At 65.1% G+C, this 19,012-nt stretch carries 15 protein-coding genes and 1 pseudogene; 8 read left to right on the top strand and 8 right to left on the bottom strand.

The window, feature by feature from the left end; all coding sequences use genetic code 11:
* Positions 1–5: 5 nt before the first annotated feature.
* Together IVB50_RS10985 and IVB50_RS10990 are read left to right on the top strand one after the other, a co-directional pair.
* Positions 6–1,142: an HlyD family secretion protein gene (locus IVB50_RS10985; protein WP_026233848.1), complete on the top strand. Its 1,137-nt coding sequence runs from the start codon at positions 6–8 to the stop codon at positions 1,140–1,142.
* Positions 1,129–2,757: an MFS transporter gene (locus IVB50_RS10990; RefSeq protein ID WP_247295833.1), complete on the top strand. Its 1,629-nt coding sequence runs from the start codon at positions 1,129–1,131 to the stop codon at positions 2,755–2,757. The genes IVB50_RS10985 and IVB50_RS10990 overlap by 14 nt, the downstream gene beginning before the upstream one ends.
* Positions 2,758–2,809: 52 nt before the next feature.
* Here IVB50_RS10990 and IVB50_RS10995 read toward each other — a convergent pair whose 3' ends face one another.
* Together IVB50_RS10995 and IVB50_RS11000 are read right to left on the bottom strand one after the other, a co-directional pair.
* Entirely contained in the window at positions 2,810–3,601 is a 792-nt protein-coding gene (locus IVB50_RS10995; protein ID WP_247295836.1) for a phytanoyl-CoA dioxygenase family protein, read from the bottom strand.
* A 219-nt stretch (positions 3,602–3,820) separates the two neighbouring features.
* A complete protein-coding gene (locus IVB50_RS11000; RefSeq protein ID WP_018459591.1) occupies positions 3,821–4,561 on the bottom strand; it encodes a sulfate transporter family protein in 741 nt (246 codons plus the stop codon).
* A gap of 192 nt (positions 4,562–4,753) precedes the next feature.
* Between IVB50_RS11000 and IVB50_RS11005 the strand changes: the two genes are divergently transcribed.
* On the top strand, positions 4,754–5,947 hold the full coding sequence (locus IVB50_RS11005) for a CoA transferase (protein WP_018459590.1): 1,194 nt from the start codon (positions 4,754–4,756) through the stop codon (positions 5,945–5,947).
* Positions 5,944–6,891 (top strand): hydroxymethylglutaryl-CoA lyase, encoded by a 948-nt coding sequence (locus tag IVB50_RS11010; RefSeq protein ID WP_018459589.1) that lies wholly within the window; start codon positions 5,944–5,946, stop codon positions 6,889–6,891. The genes IVB50_RS11005 and IVB50_RS11010 overlap by 4 nt, the downstream gene beginning before the upstream one ends.
* A gap of 300 nt (positions 6,892–7,191) precedes the next feature.
* Here the strand turns inward: IVB50_RS11010 and IVB50_RS11015 are convergent, their stop codons facing one another.
* Complete coding sequence (locus IVB50_RS11015) at positions 7,192–9,627, bottom strand: heavy metal translocating P-type ATPase (RefSeq protein WP_247295837.1); 2,436 nt, start codon at positions 9,625–9,627, stop codon at positions 7,192–7,194.
* Positions 9,628–9,677: 50 nt separating this feature from the next.
* Between IVB50_RS11015 and IVB50_RS11020 the strand changes: the two genes are divergently transcribed.
* Positions 9,678–9,953 (top strand): metal-sensitive transcriptional regulator, encoded by a 276-nt coding sequence (locus tag IVB50_RS11020; protein WP_007598521.1) that lies wholly within the window; start codon positions 9,678–9,680, stop codon positions 9,951–9,953.
* Positions 9,954–10,056: 103 nt separating this feature from the next.
* Here IVB50_RS11020 and IVB50_RS11025 read toward each other — a convergent pair whose 3' ends face one another.
* Entirely contained in the window at positions 10,057–11,034 is a 978-nt protein-coding gene (locus IVB50_RS11025) for a YiiX/YebB-like N1pC/P60 family cysteine hydrolase (RefSeq protein ID WP_018459587.1), read from the bottom strand.
* A 192-nt stretch (positions 11,035–11,226) separates the two neighbouring features.
* Here IVB50_RS11025 and IVB50_RS11030 point away from each other — a divergent pair, with 192 nt between their 5' ends.
* Positions 11,227–12,615 (top strand): FAD-dependent oxidoreductase, encoded by a 1,389-nt coding sequence (locus IVB50_RS11030; protein ID WP_247295839.1) that lies wholly within the window; start codon positions 11,227–11,229, stop codon positions 12,613–12,615.
* 158 nt (positions 12,616–12,773) lie between these two features.
* Positions 12,774–13,634, top strand: a pseudogene (locus IVB50_RS11035) (IS30 family transposase); the annotation flags it as partial.
* A gap of 163 nt (positions 13,635–13,797) precedes the next feature.
* Here IVB50_RS11035 and IVB50_RS11040 read toward each other — a convergent pair.
* Genes IVB50_RS11040 through pheS form a run of 3 tightly spaced genes read right to left on the bottom strand, consistent with a single transcriptional unit; the run spans position 13,798 to position 18,078 of the window.
* Positions 13,798–14,568: a sulfite exporter TauE/SafE family protein gene (locus IVB50_RS11040; RefSeq protein WP_018455726.1), complete on the bottom strand. Its 771-nt coding sequence runs from the start codon at positions 14,566–14,568 to the stop codon at positions 13,798–13,800.
* Positions 14,569–14,590: 22 nt separating this feature from the next.
* Complete coding sequence (gene pheT, locus IVB50_RS11045) at positions 14,591–16,999, bottom strand: phenylalanine--tRNA ligase subunit beta (protein ID WP_018455727.1); 2,409 nt, start codon at positions 16,997–16,999, stop codon at positions 14,591–14,593.
* Complete coding sequence (pheS, locus tag IVB50_RS11050) at positions 16,996–18,078, bottom strand: phenylalanine--tRNA ligase subunit alpha (protein WP_026233010.1); 1,083 nt, start codon at positions 18,076–18,078, stop codon at positions 16,996–16,998. The genes pheT and pheS overlap by 4 nt, the downstream gene beginning before the upstream one ends.
* 151 nt (positions 18,079–18,229) lie before the next feature.
* Between pheS and IVB50_RS11055 the strand changes: the two genes are divergently transcribed.
* Positions 18,230–18,640, top strand: coding sequence for a hypothetical protein (locus IVB50_RS11055; protein ID WP_026233011.1), 411 nt, complete (start codon positions 18,230–18,232; stop codon positions 18,638–18,640).
* A 1-nt stretch (position 18,641) separates the two neighbouring features.
* Here the strand turns inward: IVB50_RS11055 and rplT are convergent, their stop codons facing one another.
* Positions 18,642–19,001: a 50S ribosomal protein L20 gene (gene rplT, locus IVB50_RS11060; RefSeq protein WP_007598538.1), complete on the bottom strand. Its 360-nt coding sequence runs from the start codon at positions 18,999–19,001 to the stop codon at positions 18,642–18,644.
* Positions 19,002–19,012 lie beyond the last annotated feature (11 nt).

The following is a 19,012-nucleotide window of genomic DNA, read 5'->3' on the forward strand; positions in this document are numbered from 1 at the left end:
CTAGCGTGAGTCAGCAGGAACAAATCTCGCCATCGCCACCTCCTGCTACACCGCCGCCGCCACCGAAGCCAACGCAGCCACCGGCGAGTTCGCTCTGGAGCCGGCTCGCGATTCCGCTGTTCGCGGTGATCGTCGCGCTCGGCTTCGTCGCGCTTGCAACGCAGCGCTTCGACGAATGGGTCGGCAATTCGGTGGTCCAGACCACCAACGACGCCTATGTGCGCGCCGAGCTGACGCGGCTCGCCAGTCGCGTCTCCGGCGAAGTGCTGACCGTCGGGGTCACCGACTTCCAGCGCGTCAAGGCCGGCGATCTCCTGATCCAGATCGATCCTGCCGACTATGAGACGCAAGTCGCGCAGGCCGAAGCGGCGGTCGCCGCTGCGCAGGCCGTGCTCGACAATCTGGCGAACCAGATCGAGCTGCAATATGCGACGATTGCGCAGGCGCAAGCCGCGCGGCTCTCGGCCGAAGCCGTGGAGGTCGAGGCGCGGCAGGAGCAGGAGCGTCAGCAGTCGCTGTCGCAGACCGAATCCGGTACGCGGCAGCGCTTCGAACAGGCGGTCGCAGGCTATGCCAAGGCGCAGGCCGACGTGCGCGCGAGCCGCGCCGTGATCGCGGCCCAGCAGCATCAGCTCGAAGTCCTGCAAGGCACCAGGAAGCAGCGCGCGGCCGATCTCGAAGCGACCAAGGCGACGCTGGCGAGCGCGAAGCTAAAGCTCGGCTACACCAAGATATCCGCGCCGTTCGATGGCGTCGTCGGCGAGCGACAGGTCCAGCCCGGCGACTACGTCAACATCGGCACCAACCTCATCAACGTCGTGCCGTTGCCGAAGGTCTATGTGATCGCGAATTACAAGGAGACCCAGCTTACCCACGTCGCACCGGGTCAGCCGGTCGAGATCACCGTCGACAGTTTCCCGCGCGAGAAGCTGCGCGGCCGGGTCGAGCGCATTGCGCCCGCGACCGGCGCGCAGGTCGCGCTGCTGCCACCGGACAACGCAACCGGCAACTTCACCAAAGTCGTGCAGCGCATTCCCGTGCGCATCCAGTTCGACGACAACCAGCCGCTGCTGGCGCGGCTGGTGCCGGGCATGTCGGTCGTCACCAGCATCGACACCAAGGCCGGCAATGGCGGAAAATGACGATTCCAGTCGCGGACCGCTCTCGCGCGGCGGCGTCGCCCCGCAGCCGCTGTTTGCGGTGGCGGCGGTGCTGCTCGGCTCGTTCCTCGCCAATTTTGACAGCCGGCTGACCACGATTCGCCTGCCGGACCTGCGCGGCGCGTTCTCGCTCTCGTTCGACGAAGGCGCATGGCTCTCCACGGCGGGCATCGGCTCGCAGATCTTCATCGCGCCCGCGGTGGCCTGGCTTGCCACCGTATTCGGCCTGCGTCGCGTGCTGGGTATCCCCAGCCTCGTCTATGCCGCGGTCTCGCTGATCATCCCGTTCGTGCACGACTATCCGACATTGCTCGCGCTCAGCGTCGTGCATGGCCTCCTGCTCGGCACCTTCGTGCCGGCGACGCTGATGATCGTGTTCCGCAATTTACCGATCCGCTGGTGGCTTCCGGCGATCTCGATCTATTCGATCCGCGTCGGCTTCGCGCTCGATACATCGAGCTCGCTGGTCGGCTTCTATGTCGACCATCTCGGCTGGCAATGGCTGTACTGGCAGAGCGTCCTGATCGCGCCGCTGATGGGCCTGATGGTCTATTGGGGCACGCCGAACGAGCCGGTGAATCGCGCTTTGCTGCGCGACGCCGATTGGGGCGGCATGCTGCTGCTCGGCGCCGGCGTCTCGATGATCTATGCCGGGCTCGACCAGGGCAACCGTCTGGACTGGCTGGGGTCGGGGACTGTGATGGCGTTGATCATTGCCGGCGCGGTGCTGGTCGCGGGCTTCCTCGTCAACGAGTCCCTGGTGCGGCAGCCCTGGGCGCATGTGAACGTCTTGTTCTCGCGCAATATCGGCCTGGGGCTGGTCCTGATCCTGCTCTACACGCTGACCAGCCTCTCCAACGCGTCGCTGGTGCCGAATTTCCTCGCCACCATCGCCCTGCTCAGGCCGGAGCAGAGTGGCTTGCTGCTGCTCACCTATGGCGCCTTGCCAATGTTCGTGCTGGTGCCGCTCTCGATCTGGCTGCTGCGGCATTTCGATACGCGCACGGTGGTGGTCGTGGGATTTGCCTGTTTCGCCGCCGCCAATCTCTGGGGCACGCAGCTCAGCCATGATTGGGCGCGCGAGGATTTCGCGGGCATCGTGCTGCTCCAGGCGATCGGGCAGTCGCTGACCTTGCTGCCGCTGATCATCACGCTGCTGTCCAACTCCGATCCGAGCCGTGCGACCTCGTTTGCCGCCTATATCCAGATCATGCGGCTCGGTGGCGCCGAGATCGGCGTCGCGTTGATGGGGACGTGGCTGCGCGTCCGCGAGCAGATCCATTCCTTCTATCTCGGCCAGAATCTCGGTGTCGGCGACGTCGACGTGGTCCGCATGCTGAAACAGCTCGCCGACCATTTTGCGGCCCATGGTGCCGGCTCGGCACAGGCACGCGCGGTCGGTACGCTCGCCGGCCTCGTCCAGCGCGAGGCCAATGTGCTCGCCTATATCGACGGCTTCTGGCTGTGCTTCTGGGTCGCGATGGCGGCGCTCGGCGTCGTCGCCCTAGTCACCCGTGCCCCGCCCGGCCCGTTCACGCCGGCGCCGTTCGGCTTCGCCAGGATGCTGTTGCGCAGATGCGGAGTGCCCCTGACGTAGGTTCAGGATCCAGACGACCCACGCGCCGAGCGACGGTCCGGGTTGGCTCTGACTATAACGTCAGACCACAAGCCCGACGGATGGCGATCTGAACCGGCGAGGGTGGCAACGCCGGGTCGAACTCGCCTGTTGGCAGCAGCGGCGGCTGTGCCATGAAACGCGGGCGCTTCCCCCGGTGAGGTTGCGCGGCGTGAACCAGGAATGGATGGCAGAGATAAACGGTCCCTGCCGCACCGATTGCCAGTTCAACGTCGCAATCTTCCGTAGAAGCGTAACCGTTGGCAGAGATCTGCTCCAGCGTTGCGCCTGCATCGCCATAGGGCAGCAGCTCCCGGGCGATGGTGGCGTGCGAACCTTTCCGTATCTTCGTTGGCGCATCCTCAGGGCCTACGCCCGAGAACAGGAAGAGCATTAGCAATGCGCGTCCGCTGCTCTTCACATTGACGCGCCACTGCATGAAATCCGGATTATCGAAGCCGAAACTCATGTCCACATGCCAGCCATCATCACCAGGGGATTCCAGTGAGGGAAAGCGGACCGGAAAAGTTCCGAGCGCATTGGGCGCGATCCAGCGGCGGTCACCCGCGAGTTGGTCATAGGCTTCGTGCAGGATCGGCGTGTTGGCGGCTTCAATGAATGGTGGCGAGGTCTTGGATCCCACCCGAATGACCGGCTGGGTCCAGCTTTCGGGCTCGTGTGGCGATAGACCAATATCCGCCCACAATTCGTCCCTGCATTGTTCCGCAAGGTGCGTGCTGAAGGCGTTCTCGATCTTGATGAAACCGTCGTCGATGAAGTTTAGGACCCGATGAGAGGTCACGCCGATGCGCTCGGTTTTGGGCATTGCACATTTCTCCGTTCGGCCACCGCGTCAGCGCAGCCGTCTTGATCTGATTGGCGCGATACGCCGGAACGACTTGGTCGCTCAGATCAGCGGGAAGAATGTGGACATGAAAATCATGCTGCGTACCTTACGGCGGCGGAGAGCAAAATCAAGACAAGCGGGACGCAGAGCGCCTCTACGAGGGGGCGTCGTACGAGCGCGCCGCCAAGTCCGCTTGACCTACCGCATCTGCCGCGCCGGCTCGATCAGCTCGGGCCGCGGACCTGACAGCCGCTTGTGCATGTGAACCATGAAGGCCATGGCGAAGATCGGCGTCGCCAGATTGACGATCGGGATCGAGACGAAGGCTGCGATGAACAGGCCCGCGGTGAAGATGGTGGCGGCGTTGTCGCGCCGCATCGCCTTGGCTTCCTCCGGCGAGCGAAACCGCATCGCCGCGAGCTCGAAATATTCGCGGCCGAGCAGCCAGGCCGTGGCGAGGAAGAAGACCAGGAAACCGGCGCCGGCGAAAAGCACCAGCGGTAATGCGACCAGATAGACCAGGATCGTCAGCAGCGCGGTCTTGACGCCCTCGTAGATCGCCTGGCTGAACGGCAGCGCGATCCCCGGCCGCTCCGCCGGATAGTGCTCGCGCTCGACGATGTCGGCGACGTCGTCGACGAACACGCTCGCAACCAGGGAGGTGATCGCGGGCATCAGGAACACAGCCCCGAACACGACGCCGAGGCCCGCGGCGATCGAAATGATCCAGGACAACACCTCGAGCGATGAGTGCCAACCCGGACCGAGCAGGCCTTCCAGCCACGCCTCGCCATAGGTCGCAAACCAGCTCAGCAGCCGCTGCAAGCCGATCGCCAGCACGATGATCAGCACCAGTGCGACGCCGATCGACCGCCACAGGATCGAGCGCATCGGCGGCGAGATCATTTGTGACAGCGCCTTGACGGCGGCATCCAGCATGGGAGTTCCTCTCACGAAATCACCCGCGAGAGGTAGACACCCCGGGCCACTTCGGCAAGGGAGATCGGCGGCACCGCTTATGGCCGGATTGACCGCTGGCATCAACGAAGCCACGATGAATTCGGCAAGACCGTTGCTCCACCAACCCGCTTGACAACAAGCGGAACCAGCGCGGCAAAGGAACAGGCGCATATGGCGATGGAAGAATCGGCGGACGGATTGCCGCTTGCAGGCGTGCGCGTGGTCGAGATGACCCACATGGTCATGGGCCCGACCTGCGGCATGATCCTGGCGCAGCTCGGAGCCGACGTGATCAAGGTCGAGCCGCCTGCGGGCGACAAGACCCGGAGCTTGGGGGGCATGGGGACCGCCTTTTTCCCATTGTTCAACCGCGGCAAGCGCAGCGTGGTGCTGGATTTCGAGAAGACTGAGGATCGCGACACCATGCACCGGCTGCTGGCGACCGCCGACGTGTTCCTTGAGAATTTTCGCGACGGCCAGCTCGGTAAGCAGGGGCTTGGCGCGGACGAATTGCGCCGCCGGCATCCGGGTCTGATCATTGCCGGCCACAAGGGATTCCTCTCCGGTCCCTACGAGCACCGCCCCGCGCTCGACGAGGTGGTGCAGATGATGGCGGGCCTTGCCGCCATGACCGGCACCAGCGAAAAGCCCCAGCGCGTCGGCTCGTCCGCCAACGACATCATGGGCGGCATGTTCGGTGTGATCGCGATCCTCGCGGCGCTCTATCAGAAGCGCGGAGGAAAACGCGACGGCGCCGACATCCGCATCGGCCTGTTCGAGAACTGCCTGTTTCTGGTTGCCCAGCACATGGTCGAATACGAGATGACCGGGAACAAGCCGCGCTCGATGCCGGAGCGCGAGCATGCCTGGCCAATCTATGACATCTTCGAGACCGCCGGCGGCGAGCGCATCTTCATCGGCGTCGTCACCGAAGGCCATTGGCAGAGCTTTTGCCGCGAGTTCGGCCTGACTGAATTCCTCGATGATCCCGCCTTGCGCACCACGACCGATCGCATCCTGGCGCGTGGCCGGATCATTCCGCGCGCGGCCGGGATCATCAGGCAGTGGGACGTGGCAAGACTGTCCGAGAGGCTCGATGCGCTCAACATCTGCTTTTCGCCGATCAACCGGCCCGAGGATCTCTTCACCGATCCGCATGTGCTGCGGCCGGGCGGGCTCGTCAACAATGTCACCGCCGACGGCAAGCCGTTCCGGGTGCCGGCGCTGCCGATCGAATGGAACGGCAGCCATATCGGCGAAGGCCTGAGGGTCGCGCCGCTCGGCGCCGACACTGCGGCCGTTCGCGCCGAGATCGACAATGAAAATGAAGATGTCACGTCAAAAACAACAGGGAGGCGCGGATGAGCCGGATTCAGGAGATTTACCCCGCAGAACGCGTCAGCCTGCGCGAAGTCGGCCTGCGCGACGGGCTCCAGCTCGTGAAGAAAATTCCGTCCACCGACGCCAAGCAACGCTGGGTGCGCGAGGAATATGCCGCTGGCGTGCGGCATTTCGAGGTTGGCTCGTTCCTGCCGGCGAAGACTTTTCCGCAATTCGTCGATGTTCGTGATGTCGTCGCGACCGTCGCTTCATTGTCCGGCGCGCATGGCATCGCGCTTGCGCTCAACGAACGCGGCGTGAACGAGGCGCTGGAATCCGGCGTCGGCGAAATCGCCTCCGTGGTCTCTGCGACGGAAGAGCACAGCCAGGCCAATGCGCACCGCTCGCGCGAGTCCGCCATCGCCAATCTGAAACGCCTGTGCGAGATGCGCGATGCCACCAGCCACAAGCCGCTCGTCAACGCGGCGATCTCGATGGCGCTGGGCTGCTCGATCACCGGGGCGGTCGACCCTGCAGAAGTGCTGCGGCTGGTCGACAAATGCCTCGAAGCCGGTGTCGATTTCGTCGGCATCGCCGACACCGTGGGCTATGCCGGGCCGAAGCAGGTGGCGGAGCTGACGCGCGCCGCGGTGAAGCTCGCAGGGTCGAAGCCGATCTGCATCCATCTACACGATACCCGCGGCATGGGCATCGCGAACGCGGCCGCGGCGCTCGACGAAGGCGCGCGGATCCTCGACGGCTCGCTCGGCGGCCTCGGTGGCTGCCCCTTCGCCCCCGGTGCGACCGGCAATGTCGTGTTCGAGGATCTCGTGTTCCTGTGCGAGAGCAAGGGCTTTGCGACCGGCATCGATTTGGAGAAGCTGATCACGGTGCGCAGGATCCTGCGCGAGGAGATGCCGAACGAGCAGCTCTACGGCGGCCTCGCTCGGGCGGGATTGCCGGGTGGGAGCGCGGCGAAGGCGGCTTAAATCCGCAAGCGGAACGCCCTTCCCTTCTCCCCCTTGCGGGAGAAGGTGGCGCGAAGCGCCGGATGAGGGGTCTCTCTCCGCAAGCTCGAAGGAAAGTAGTCGCGGAGACATACCCCTCACCCGTCTCGCCGCTTCGCGGCGAGCCACCCTTTCTCACAAGGGGAGAGGGGAACGCACCGCCTGCGCGGCAAATCTACTCATGCCGGTGCGCGTGCTGGCGTGCCTTCGTCGGCTCCGCTTCGTCCAGGCTACGCGCATCTTACCGCGTTTCGTGAACGGTGCGAGAGAGAAGGCGCTCGCTCACAGCCGCGTTGCCCGTAGCCGCAGCGCGTTTCCAACGACGCTGACCGAGGACAGCGCCATCGCGGCCGCGGCGATGATCGGCGACAGCAGCACGCCGAACGTTGGATAAAGGATTCCGGCCGCGATCGGAATGCCTGCGGCGTTGTAGATGAAGGCAAAGAACAGGTTTTGCCGGATGTTGCTCATCGTCGCCTGCGACAATTTTCGCGCACGCACGATGCCGGTCAGATCGCCCTTCAGCAAGGTGACGCCGGCGCTCTCCATCGCCACGTCCGTGCCGGTGCCCATGGCGATGCCGACTTCGGCTGCGGCCAGCGCTGGCGCGTCGTTGACGCCGTCGCCAGCCATCGCGACGCTGCGGCCGGCCTTCTGCAGCTTTGTCACCACCGCGCTCTTCTGATCCGGCAGCACCTCGGCCTCGACATCGGCGATGCCGAGCCTGCGCGCGACAGCCTCCGCCGTCGTGCGGTTGTCGCCGGTCAGCATGATGACCTTGATGCCTTCGGCCGCGAGTGCCTTCAGCGCCTCCGGCGTGGAAGCCTTGACCGGATCGGCGATCGCGAACAGGCCGGCGAGCCGGCCGTCGACGGCCATGTTGATCACGGTCGCGCCATCGCCGCGCAGCCGTTCGGCCTCGCCATCGAGCGTTTTGGTGTCGATGCCGATCGACATCAGATATTTGGCATTGCCGAGCACGATGGTTTTGGCGTCGACCTTGCCGGTGGCGCCCTTGCCTGTCGGCGAATCGAATTGCTCGACCTGGCCCAGCGCGAGCTGCTTCTCCTTCGCCGCGCGCATGATCGCGTCGGCCAGAGGATGCTCGCTGGCGCGCTCCACGCTGGCGGCCAAGCGGAGGATGTCATCTTCCGCAAAGCCGGCCGCCGGCACGATCGCGACCACCTTCGGCTTGCCCTCGGTCAGCGTGCCGGTCTTGTCGACCACCAGCGTGTCGATCTTCTCCATCCGTTCCAACGCCTCGGCGTTCTTGATCAGCACGCCTGCCTGCGCGCCGCGGCCGACGCCGACCATGATCGACATCGGAGTCGCCAGGCCAAGCGCGCAGGGGCAGGCGATGATCAGCACGCTGACGGCGGCGACGAGGCCGAAGGCCAGCCGCGGCTCCGGTCCGAACCAGGCCCAGGCTGCGAACGCGATGACGGCAACGGCGATCACCGCCGGCACGAACCAGCCCGCGACCTGGTCGGCGAGACGCTGGATCGGCGCGCGCGAGCGCTGCGCGTCCGCGACCATCTGCACGATCTGCGACAGCAGCGTCTCACGCCCGACCTTCTCGGCGCGCATGATGAAGCTGCCGGACTGGTTGAGCGTGCCGGCGATCACCTTCGCGCCCGTCTCCTTGGTGACCGGCATGGATTCGCCTGTTACCAGCGACTCGTCGAGCGAGGAGCGGCCTTCCAGAATGACGCCGTCGACCGGCACTTTTTCGCCCGGCCGCACGCGCAGGCTGTCACCGGCATGAAGGGCGTCGATTTCGACCTCATGCTCGCTACCGTCGGCATCGACGCGGCGCGCGGTCTTCGGAGCGAGCTGCAGCAGCGCCTTGATCGCACCTGAGGTCGCGTCGCGTGCGCGCAGCTCCAGCACCTGCCCGAGCAGCACCAGCACGGTGATGACCGCCGCGGCCTCGAAATAAACCGCGACCGCGCCTTCATGGCCGCGGAAGGTGGCCGGGAAAATCTGCGGCGTGATGGTGCCGATCAGGCTGTAGACATAGGCGACGCCCGTGCCCATCGCGATCAGCGTGAACATGTTGAGGTTGCGCGTCAGCAGCGACTGCCAGCCGCGGACGAAGAACGGCCAGCCGGCCCACAGCACCACTGGCGTTGCAAAGACGAGCTGGATCCGATTCGACAGCGTCGCATCGATCCAATTGTGCGGGCCCGCGAGATGGCCGCCCATCTCCAGCACGACGGCCGGCAGCGCCAGCGCGCCGCCGATCCAGAACCGCCGCGTCATGTCGGCAAGCTCGGGATTGGGACCGGTCTCCAGGCTCGCCACTTCCGGCTCCAGCGCCATGCCGCAGATCGGGCAGGTGCCGGGTCCGGCCTGGCGGATCTGCGGATGCATCGGGCAGGTGTAGATCGTGCCTGCGGGCATCTCGGGCTCGGGTGTCTTGTCCTTGGCGAGATATTTTGCGGGGTCGGCGGCGAATTTGCTGCGGCAGCCGGCCGAGCAGAAATGGAAGGTCGCGCCGTGATGATCGAAGCGGTGCTTGGACGTCGCGGGATCGACCGTCATGCCGCAGACGGGATCGCGGACTTTTGCCGCGGCGCGGTGGTCATGCGCGTGATAGCCGTGCGCGCCGCAGCATGAGGCAGCCGCGGGCTTCTCGACCGGGACAGCCTTACTGGAACAGCCGCAGCCGGAATGTGTTTCCGGCTTGCGATGGTGCTCGTGTTCGGCGTCGTTCATTGCCACGCTCCGGCCTTGCAAGTGATACCCCAGGGGGGTATATAGTCCGCATGCGCAAGGACATCAAGGCATCCGTCGGAAAACGTCTCGGCCGGATCGAGGGGCAGGTTCGCGGCCTCTCGAAAATGGTCGAGGAAGACCGCTATTGCATCGACATCGTCACGCAGATCTCGGCGGTGCGCGCCGCGCTGCGCCGGGTCGAGGAAGAGGTTCTGAAAGATCACGTCGCCCATTGCGTCGAGCATGCGATCGCGAGCGGCGACAAGGCGGACCAGCGCGAGAAGATCGCGGAGCTGATGGCGGTGATTGGGCGGGCGGAGCGGTAGATCGCCGTCATTGTGAGGAGCGTAGCGACGAAGCAATCCAGACTGCTCAGGCAGAGACCTGGATTGCTTCGCTGCGCTCGCAATGACGATAGTGGAGCGACGGCTACGCCGCCCGTTCGCGCGCCCGACCGCGCCGCCTTGGGCGGTCCATGGCCAGCTTCTTCAGCCGCCGGAAGCGCTCCGAGACGGTGACGCGATCGACCGTCTCCGCTGGGTGCGCGCTCACTTCTTCAGCCGGAATCGGCGCCTCTTCGTCAATCGTTTCAGGAACGAGCGGCGGCGCACGGAACGTTTCTGGAAACACACCGAAGGTGCCGGCTACCTCCTCGAGCGGCTTCTGCTTGTCGGCCCAGTGCAAGGCGGTGTAGTCGAAGCCGTGCACGATGGTGGGTTTGACGACTTCGAAATAGGGCGAGATGTCGAAGTCGCGGGGCATGTAGAGCGAGGAATCGCGGATGTGCAGGATCTCGCGGCGGGCAGCACGGCTGCCGGCCTTGGTGATCTTGGGCAGGATCGGGTAACGCACGGCGTCGAACGCTTGCGCGATCAGGGCCGAGCAGATGATCTTGGTGGGATCGCCCGAGCCGATCGAGATCATGCGCCGCCGCCAGCGCTGCGGGATCGGCAGCGGAAACAGAAAGCGCATCAGGTCGACGATGTTCTTGGTGTCGTAGCCGAAGCCGATGCGGTTGATTGCATAGCGGCAGACCGTGGTGCGGTCCTCATAGGACAGCCCGACCGGGCGGCAGACGCGGGTGTGATAGGGAAAATATTTCGACAGCGGCGCGGAGGTGACGCCTTCGCCGATATTGGCCTCGATCAGCACGTGCGGCTCGCCGTCGGGCTCTTCCGCACCCTCGATCGGGCCGACATAGAGTGCGCCGTGGGACCAGGTCGACTGCGTCAGATATTTGATGATGCCAGAGATGCGGTTGTTGCCCTCGACCAGCAGCACGTCGCCGGGCTCGATGACGCCGCGCAGATGCTCCGGGTCGCTCGGCGTGAACGGCTCATAGCCCGGCACCTCCTTCGAGAGGTACGCGGCAATCAGCTTGCCGACTGAGTCCAGGACCGTCCCCATTTCAAAACTCCCCCACGGCCTTTTCCGGCCGTCTTTTTCTCTTCTCTACCATGGTCGGAACGTGTTGCAATTCGGTTCATCGATTTGTGACATCAAGCACGATTGATTCACCATGATGGTTGCCGCGCAACATCAGATACGGCAAGGTTCGCTAGCTGTTCCCGTTTGCCGCAAGTCTCCGGAAACCATGACATGACAATCACGCGCCGCAGCTTCCTATCGGCGTCGGCGGGCCTTGCCGCGATGCCGGTCCTGCGCGCAACCGCCGCGACCCTGCCGCGCGAGGCTGACATTGTCGTGATCGGCGCGGGCGCGGCGGGAATTGCCGCGGCGCGGCGTATCATGGCGGCCAATCGCAAGGTCGTGGTGGTGGAGGCTGCGTCGCAGATCGGCGGCCGCTGCATCACGGATACGACCACCTTCGACACGCCGTTCGATCGCGGCGCGCGCTGGATGCACAATCCCGACACCAATCCGATGATCCGGCTGGCGCGCAGTGCCGGGCTCGACGTTCTGCCGGCGCCCTCAGGCCAGAAGATGCGCATCGGCCGCCGCAACGCACGGGCCGGCGAGACCGAGGAGTTCCTGGCGGCGTTGGTCCGGGCCAACCGCGCCATCGACGAGGCCGCGCGCGGCAAGCTCGATACCGCCTGCGCCTCGGTGCTGCCGAAGGATCTCGGCGACTGGGCCGGGGCGGCCGAGTTCATGTTGGGTGCGAGCTTCGCCGGCAAGGACCTGAAGGAGCTGTCTGTGATCGACAAGGCGCGTGCACAGGATCGCAACGCCGCGATCGCCTGCCGCCAGGGCCTGGGGACCCTGATCACCAAACTGGGTGAGCAGGCGCCGGTCGCACTGTCGACACCGGCGAGCCGGATCGTCTGGAGCAATCGCGACGTCAGCGTGGAGACACAGGCCGGCAGGATCGCCGCCCGCGCGGCCATCATTACGGTCTCGACTAATGTCCTGACCTCGGGCGCGATCAAGTTCGGGCCTGACATTCCGAAGCGCACGCTCGATGCCGCATCAAAGCTCACGCTCGGGAGCTACGATCACATCGTGCTGCAGCTACCGGGCAATCCGCTCGGCCTGTCGCGCGACGACATCCTGATCGAGCAGAGCAACTCGACGCGCACGGCGCTGATGTTCGCCAATATCGGCGGCTCCTCGCTGTGCTCGATCGATGTCGGCGGCTCGTTCGGCCGTGATCTCACCCAGCAAGGCGAGAAGGCGATGACGGCCTTCGCCAGAGAATGGATCACGAAGCTGTTCGGCAGCGAGGTCGCCGCAGCCGTGCAGAAAGCCAGCGTGACGCGCTGGAACGCCTCGCCGTTCGTGATGGGTGCGATGTCGGCGGCCTCGCCCGGCGGTCAGTTCTCGCGAAGAATCCTCGCCGAGCCGATCGGCAACATGTTCCTCGCCGGCGAAGCCACGCACGAGACGCTCTGGGGCACCGTCGACGGCGCCTGGGAAAGCGGCGAGCGCGCCGCGGACGCGGCCTTGCGCAAGATCGGCGCGCTCAAGGACGAGCCGGCCGACGTCCCGACGCAGTCCACGAAGAAGCGGCGAGCGCCGCGGCAATAGGCAATTGACCTGGACAAGCGCAGCGCAGATCCAGGACCCATGACCCCAGAAGTCGTTTGGCGAAGACTTGTGGTGGCCAGCTCGCGCTACAAACGCTGGGGTAATGGGTCCCCTGAGTTCACAAACGAAGTGCAACACTTCCATCTGGAGGTGTTGCCATGGGGCGGACTTACAAACAGCTCTCCCTTGACGATCGATGCGAGATTGCCCGCCTTTCGGCCAATGGCGGCTCGGTCGGGCAAATCGCGGCAGCTTTGGATCGGCCGCCATCAACGATCTCTCGGGAGCTGAGGCGGAACCGTGGCAGGCAAGTCGGCTACAAGCCAAGCTATGCTCAGCAGCAGACCCGGGCGCGGCGCTGGAAGGGCTCTCGCCTCGAGCGGGACGCCAGCTTGCGCCGCGAGGTCTTGGCAGGCTTGAGCCGCGGTTGGTCACCCGAACAGGTCGCAGGCAGGCTGGCCCGGGAACGTGGCCGTAGGGTGATCTCCTGCGAGAGCATCTACCGCTTCATCTACGCCCAGATCACACGCACGACGGACTTCACCTGGCGGCGCTATCTGCCTCGGGGCAAGAGCAAGCGAGGCCACCGCGGCAAACGAGGCGGGAGCCCCGCAAGCTTCATCGAAGGCCGTGTTTCGCTGGCAGAACGGCCTGCCGAGGTCGCCGATCGCAAAGTCCCGGGCCACTGGGAAGCCGATCTGATGATGTTCTCCAAATACCGGCAGGCCATCCTGGCCGTCCACGAGCGAACCTCGCGCCTGCTGCTCGCCGTTCCCATCGAACGCAAGTTCGCCGCCGGTATCGCTAGCCATCTCGTACGCCTGTTCAAAGCCGTACCGGAGGCACTGCGCCGTACCGTCACCTTCGACAACGGCACCGAGTTCGCCGCCCACCTTTCCTTGCAGCGCCTCTTGATGAAGACCTTCTTCTGCGACCCGCACGCGCCGTGGCAAAAGGGCGGCATCGAGAACGCCATCGGCCGCTTGCGCCGCTTCATCCCCCGAAAGACCGACCTTGAAAAGCTCCCAACCAAGCGCTTCCGTCAGTCCATTGCCGCCTACAACAACACCCCGCGCAAATGCCTTGACTTCAGAACCCCGGCAGAGGCCTTCTCCTCTCAACTGTTGCACTTCGAGTGTGAATCCACCTCCTGGCTTTCGCCAGGACGACTCGCGGAGAGACTTACCGTAACACCCCGTCCAGCAGCGGCAGTCCCGCGATCACCGCGAGCGCGATCAGCGCGTAGCAGATGGCGCGAAACACTTTCTCGCTGGCACGGCCGAACAGCGACGCACCGAAGGCGACGCCGATCGCATAGACCGGCCCGACGATGAGCGATAGCACAAGCGATTCGCGTGAGATCAGGCCTGTGGTCGCGTAACTGATCATCGAGAAGAAATCCGACGCGCCGAAGAACAGCAAGATGTTGGCGCGCGCGACGATCGATGCGACCGGGCGGCCGAGCCAGTAGCCGACGATCGGCGGGCCGCCGGTCTGGGCGAGGCCGCTACAGAAGCCGGAGAGGCTGCCGATGCCGACCGAGAGCCACGCGTGGTCCTTGCCGCGATAGCGCCAGCCCGACAGCAGCAAGAGCAACAGCGCGGCGACGAAGCAGGAGATGATCCACCGCGTCGTAACGGGTTCGAGCACGCTGAGGAAATAGGTGCCGACGGGCACGCCGACCAGCGCGCCCAGCACGATCACGGCGGTGGCCTTGCGGTCGGCCTTGCGCCAGGCGTCAGGCAGCAGCGGCGCGGCCGCGACGAAATCGATCACGAGGAGCAGCGCGGCAACCAGACGCGGCGCCGCGATGCTGCTCGCCAACGGCATGAAGATCAGCGCCGAGCCGAAGCCGGAGAAGCCGCGCGCGGTGCCCGAAACGAAAGCGACGGCGCAGAGCGCCATCGCAATGGTGAGGCTGACGTCCTTTGGAAGAAAGTCAGTGAGATTCATGCTCTATGATTCTCGAGCATGATCATGCTCTCAAAGTGCCGCCGGTCTTCTTCGTCACCTCCGCCACGATTTTCGCGGCGACGGCCTCGATCTCCTGGTCGGTCAGGGTCTTTTCGCGCGGCTGAATCGTCACCGCGATCGCGATCGACTTCTTGCCGTCGTCGATGCCCTTACCTTCGTAGACGTCGAACACGTTCACAGCGGTGATCAGCTTCTTGTCGACGCTCTGAGCCGCGCGCACGATGTCGCCGCCCTTCACGGTGCGGTCGACGATAAAGGCGAAGTCACGCGACACAGGCTGGAATGCCGACAGCTCGATCACGGGCTTGGCACGGGTCGGCTTTTTCTTCGCCTCGGGGATGCGGTCGAGGATCACCTCGAACACCATCAGCGGGCCGCCGGCACCGAGCGCCTCGAGCGCGCGCGGATTCATCTCGCCGAAATAGCCGAGCACGTTTTGCGGCCCGATCTGGATCGTACCGGAGCGCCCGGGATGCAGCCAGGACGGGCCGCCCGCGACGATCTGAAGGGCCTGCATTGGTGCGCCGGCGGCGGCGAGTACCGCGAGCGCATCGGCCTTGGCATCGAACACGTCAGCCTGCGCCGAACCCGACCAGTGTCGTCCCAGACCTTGCGACGACGCAAAGCCGCGGCGGAGGCCGCTTGCCGCCATGAACTGATCCTGCGGGCGATCGCCCTTGAACACCTGCCCTACCTCGAATAGCGCGACATCGCTCAAGCCGCGATCGGCATTGGCCTGCGCCGCCGCGATCAGGCCGGCCAACAGGGTCGGGCGCATGTCGGACAAATCCGACGCGATCGGGTTGGCGACCTCGAGTTCGCGCTGGCCGCCGCCGAACAGCTCTGCGGCTGACTTGGTGATGAAGGACCAGGTCACCGCTTCGATGATGCCGCGGCTCGCCAGCGCGCGCCTGGCGCGGCGGGTGCGGAGCTGGAGCGGGGTCAGCACGGATTTGCGTGCGTCCTCGCCGCGCTCGAACGGCGTCATCGGCACCTTGTCGACGCCGTAGATGCGGACGACTTCCTCGACGATGTCGGCCTTGCCGTGCACGTCGGTCCGCCATGACGGCACCGCGACCTTCACGACGGGCCCCGGGCCCGCCATCATGAAGCCGAGATGAGTCAGGATGCGCTTCATCTCCGGCATCGGCACCTCGATGCCCGAGAGGCGCTTGACCTCGGTCACCGGAAAATCGATCACGCGGTCGTCGCCGAAGCTCTTGCCGACCACGACGTTCTCGGACGGCGTGCCGCCGCACATCTCCAGCACGAGTTTTGTCGCGAGCTCCAGCCCCGGCACCATGAAAGCCGGATCGACACCGCGCTCGAAGCGGTAGCGCGCGTCCGAATTGATGCCGAGCTTGCGGCCGGTCTGGGCGATGTTGATCTCGTTCCACAGCGCCGATTCGATCAGCACGTCGGTGGTAGTCTCGTCGCAGCCCGAGGCCTCGCCGCCCATGATGCCGGCAAGCGATTCGACGCCGTGCTCGTCCGCGATGACGCAAATCGCGGGATCGAGATTGTAGCTGCGGCCGTCAAGCGCGAGCAGCGTCTCGCCGTCGCGGGCGCGGCGCACCACGAGATTGCCCTTCACTTTCTTCGCGTCGAACACGTGCAATGGCCGTGCGCGGTCGTAGGTCATGAAGTTGGTGATGTCGACCAGCGCGTTGATCGGGCGCAGCCCGATCGCGGTCAGTCGCTTCTGCAGCCATTCCGGCGACGGCCCGTTCTTCACGCCACGCACGAGCCGCAGCGCGAAGCCTGGGCACAGCGCCGCGTCCTCGACCGTGACCTTCACCGGGCAGGGGAATTCGCCCTTGATCGGCTTGATTGTGGGGTCCTTGAACTTGCCCATGTCGGCGGCGGCAAGGTCGCGCGCGATGCCGTGCACGCCGGTGCAGTCCTGCCGGTTCGGCGTCAGGTTGATCTCGACTACGGGATCGCCGAGGCCGGCCCATGCGGCGTAGGCAGCGCCGATCGGCGCATCCGCGGGCAATTCCATGATGCCGTCATGGTCGTTGGAAATCTGCAACTCAGCCGCCGAGCACAGCATGCCGCGGCTCTCGACGCCGCGGATGGTGCCGACACCGAGCGTGATGTCCTTGCCGGGAATGTAGGTGCCGGGCGGGGAGAACACGCTGACGAGACCCGCACGCGCATTCGGCGCGCCGCACACCACCTGCACGGGTGCGCCGCCATCACCGGTGTCGACCATGCAGACGCGCAGCCGATCCGCATTCGGATGCTGCTCGGCGGATATCACCTTCGCGATGGTGAAAGGCTTCAGCGCCTTCGCCTTGTCCTCGATGTTCTCGACCTCGAGCCCGATCATGGTGAGCTTCTCGGCGAGCTTGTCCAAGGGCTCGTCGGTGTCGAGATGTTCCTTCAGCCAGGAGAGAGTGAATTTCACGAGCTCAGCCCTCCCGCGAGGGTCGGTACTTCGAGCGGCTTGAAGCCGTAATGGGACAGCCAGCGGACGTCGCTGTCGAACAGCTGGCGCAAATCGGCGATGCCGTATTTCAGCATGGCGATGCGGTCGATGCCCATGCCCCAGGCAAAGCCCTGGTACTCGTCGGGATCGATGCCGCAGGCGCGCAGCACGTTCGGATGCACCATGCCGCAGCCGAGAATCTCGAGCCAGTCCTCGCCCTCGCCGAAGCGGATCTCGCCCTTGTCGCGGCGGCACTGGATGTCGACTTCCAGCGACGGCTCCGTGAACGGGAAGAACGAGGGCCGAAAGCGCATGTTGATGTGGTCCACCTCGAAGAACGCCTTGCAGAACTCGTGCAGGATCCATTTGAGATGGCCGAGATGGGAGTGCTTGTCGATGACGAGGCCTTCGACCTGGTGGAATTGCGGCGTGTGGGTCGCGTCCGAATCGATGCGATAGGTGCGGCCCGGGCAGATCACGCGGATCGGCGGCTTCTGGCTCAGCATGGTGCGCACCTGCACCGGCGAGGTGTGGGTGCGCAACAGCATGCGGGAGCCGTCCTCCTTCGGGTGGAAGAAGAAGGTGTCGTGCATCTCGCGCGCGGGATGGCCTTCCGGAAAATTCAGCTTGGTGAAGTTGTAGTCGTCGGTTTCGATATCGGGGCCTTCGGCAACCGAGAATCCCATGTCGGCGAAGATCGTGGTCAGCTCGTCCCAGACCTGGCTCAGCGGATGGATGCGGCCGGCCTCGGCGGGCGCATCGCGCAGCGGCAGGGTGACGTCGATGGTTTCCGACGCAAGCCGCGCGTCGAGCGCCGCCGATTTCAAGACGTCGCGCCGCGCCGCGAGCGCCTCAGTGACCTTGTCCTTGGCCTGGTTGATCGCGGCGCCTTGCGTCTTGCGCTCGTCCGGGGACATTTTTCCGAGCGTGGCAAGAAGCGCCGAGATCGAACCCTTCTTGCCGAGGGCTGCGACGCGCACCGCTTCGAGGGCGGCCTCATCGCCGGCTGCGGCGATGTGGTCGAGGATGGATGTTTCGAGCATTGCGAGGTCGGACACGGTCAAATCCCTGCTGCCAAATTCGGCTGGGTTGTCGCCGCCCGAAGGCTGTAACGTCAAGCGAAAAGCCGGTCATTTCGGGCTGACGAGCGGCTGGGTTGAACCTCGCGCGGGGGCCTGGCACCAAGGGGGATACGAGGAGGCTTTCGCGATGCTCTCAAGATCCGGTCTGGCTGCTGTCGCCGCCGTTCTCTTGGTCGCCGGCAACCCGGCGCGCGCCATGGTGTGCATGGAGAAATCCATGACGCTGGACGAGGTCGTCGACACCATCGCTGCTCAGAAGGGCTGCGAAAGCGCGATCAAGGTGTTTCAGGATTGCCAATTGACCGCGAGCGGCGATGTCCAGCTCGGCGCCGCCGTCGAGAAGAAATGCGAGGCGGACTTCATGCCCGGCCTCAACATGGCGCGGAAACAGGCTTACCAACGCGAGATGCGCGTGTGTGACCGGAAGTACCGGAATAAATCCGGCACCATGTATCTGTCGTTCACGGCATTCTGCCGGGCGGAGGTCGCCCGGCGCTACTCGCAACGCGCGCTGAAGGCCGGCGGAGCCGGCCGCTAGCTCAGGCCGCCAGAGCGGCCTTGGCCTTCTCGGCGATCGCCTGGAACGACGCGGGCTCGTTGATCGCGAGATCCGACAGCACCTTGCGGTCCACGGTGATCCCGGACTTGGCCATGCCATCGATAAAGCGGCTGTAGGTCAGGCCGAACGGACGCACGGCGGCGTTGATGCGCTGGATCCAGAGCGCGCGGAACGTCCGCTTCTTGCGCTTGCGATCACGGAAGGCATAGACGAGAGCCTTCTCGACCGCCGGCTTGGCGGTGCGGATCGTGTTCTTGCGGCGGCCGCGGAAACCCTTGGCGGCCTTGTAGACTTTCTTGTGCTTGGCGTGGGCGGTCACACCGCGTTTGACGCGAGCCATGACAAAAATCC

Source organism: Bradyrhizobium sp. 87, assembly GCF_023073015.1.
Taxonomy (GTDB): domain Bacteria; phylum Pseudomonadota; class Alphaproteobacteria; order Rhizobiales; family Xanthobacteraceae; genus Bradyrhizobium; species Bradyrhizobium canariense_D.

Bases quoted from the DNA above. Each gene is read 5' to 3' on its own strand.
- IVB50_RS11020 (WP_007598521.1), top strand. From the start codon at position 9,678: ATGCGCAAGGACATCAAGGCATCCGTCGGAAAACGTCTCGGCCGGATC.
- rplT (WP_007598538.1), bottom strand. From the start codon at position 19,001: ATGGCTCGCGTCAAACGCGGTGTGACCGCCCACGCCAAGCACAAGAAA.
- IVB50_RS11030 (WP_247295839.1), top strand. From the start codon at position 11,227: ATGACAATCACGCGCCGCAGCTTCCTATCGGCGTCGGCGGGCCTTGCC.
- IVB50_RS11040 (WP_018455726.1), bottom strand. From the start codon at position 14,568: ATGAATCTCACTGACTTTCTTCCAAAGGACGTCAGCCTCACCATTGCG.
- IVB50_RS11005 (WP_018459590.1), top strand. From the start codon at position 4,754: ATGGCGATGGAAGAATCGGCGGACGGATTGCCGCTTGCAGGCGTGCGC.
- IVB50_RS10995 (WP_247295836.1), bottom strand. From the start codon at position 3,601: ATGCCCAAAACCGAGCGCATCGGCGTGACCTCTCATCGGGTCCTAAAC.
- IVB50_RS11000 (WP_018459591.1), bottom strand. From the start codon at position 4,561: ATGCTGGATGCCGCCGTCAAGGCGCTGTCACAAATGATCTCGCCGCCG.
- IVB50_RS11015 (WP_247295837.1), bottom strand. From the start codon at position 9,627: ATGAACGACGCCGAACACGAGCACCATCGCAAGCCGGAAACACATTCC.
- IVB50_RS11025 (WP_018459587.1), bottom strand. From the start codon at position 11,034: ATGGGGACGGTCCTGGACTCAGTCGGCAAGCTGATTGCCGCGTACCTC.
- IVB50_RS11010 (WP_018459589.1), top strand. From the start codon at position 5,944: ATGAGCCGGATTCAGGAGATTTACCCCGCAGAACGCGTCAGCCTGCGC.
- IVB50_RS11055 (WP_026233011.1), top strand. From the start codon at position 18,230: ATGCTCTCAAGATCCGGTCTGGCTGCTGTCGCCGCCGTTCTCTTGGTC.
- IVB50_RS10990 (WP_247295833.1), top strand. From the start codon at position 1,129: ATGGCGGAAAATGACGATTCCAGTCGCGGACCGCTCTCGCGCGGCGGC.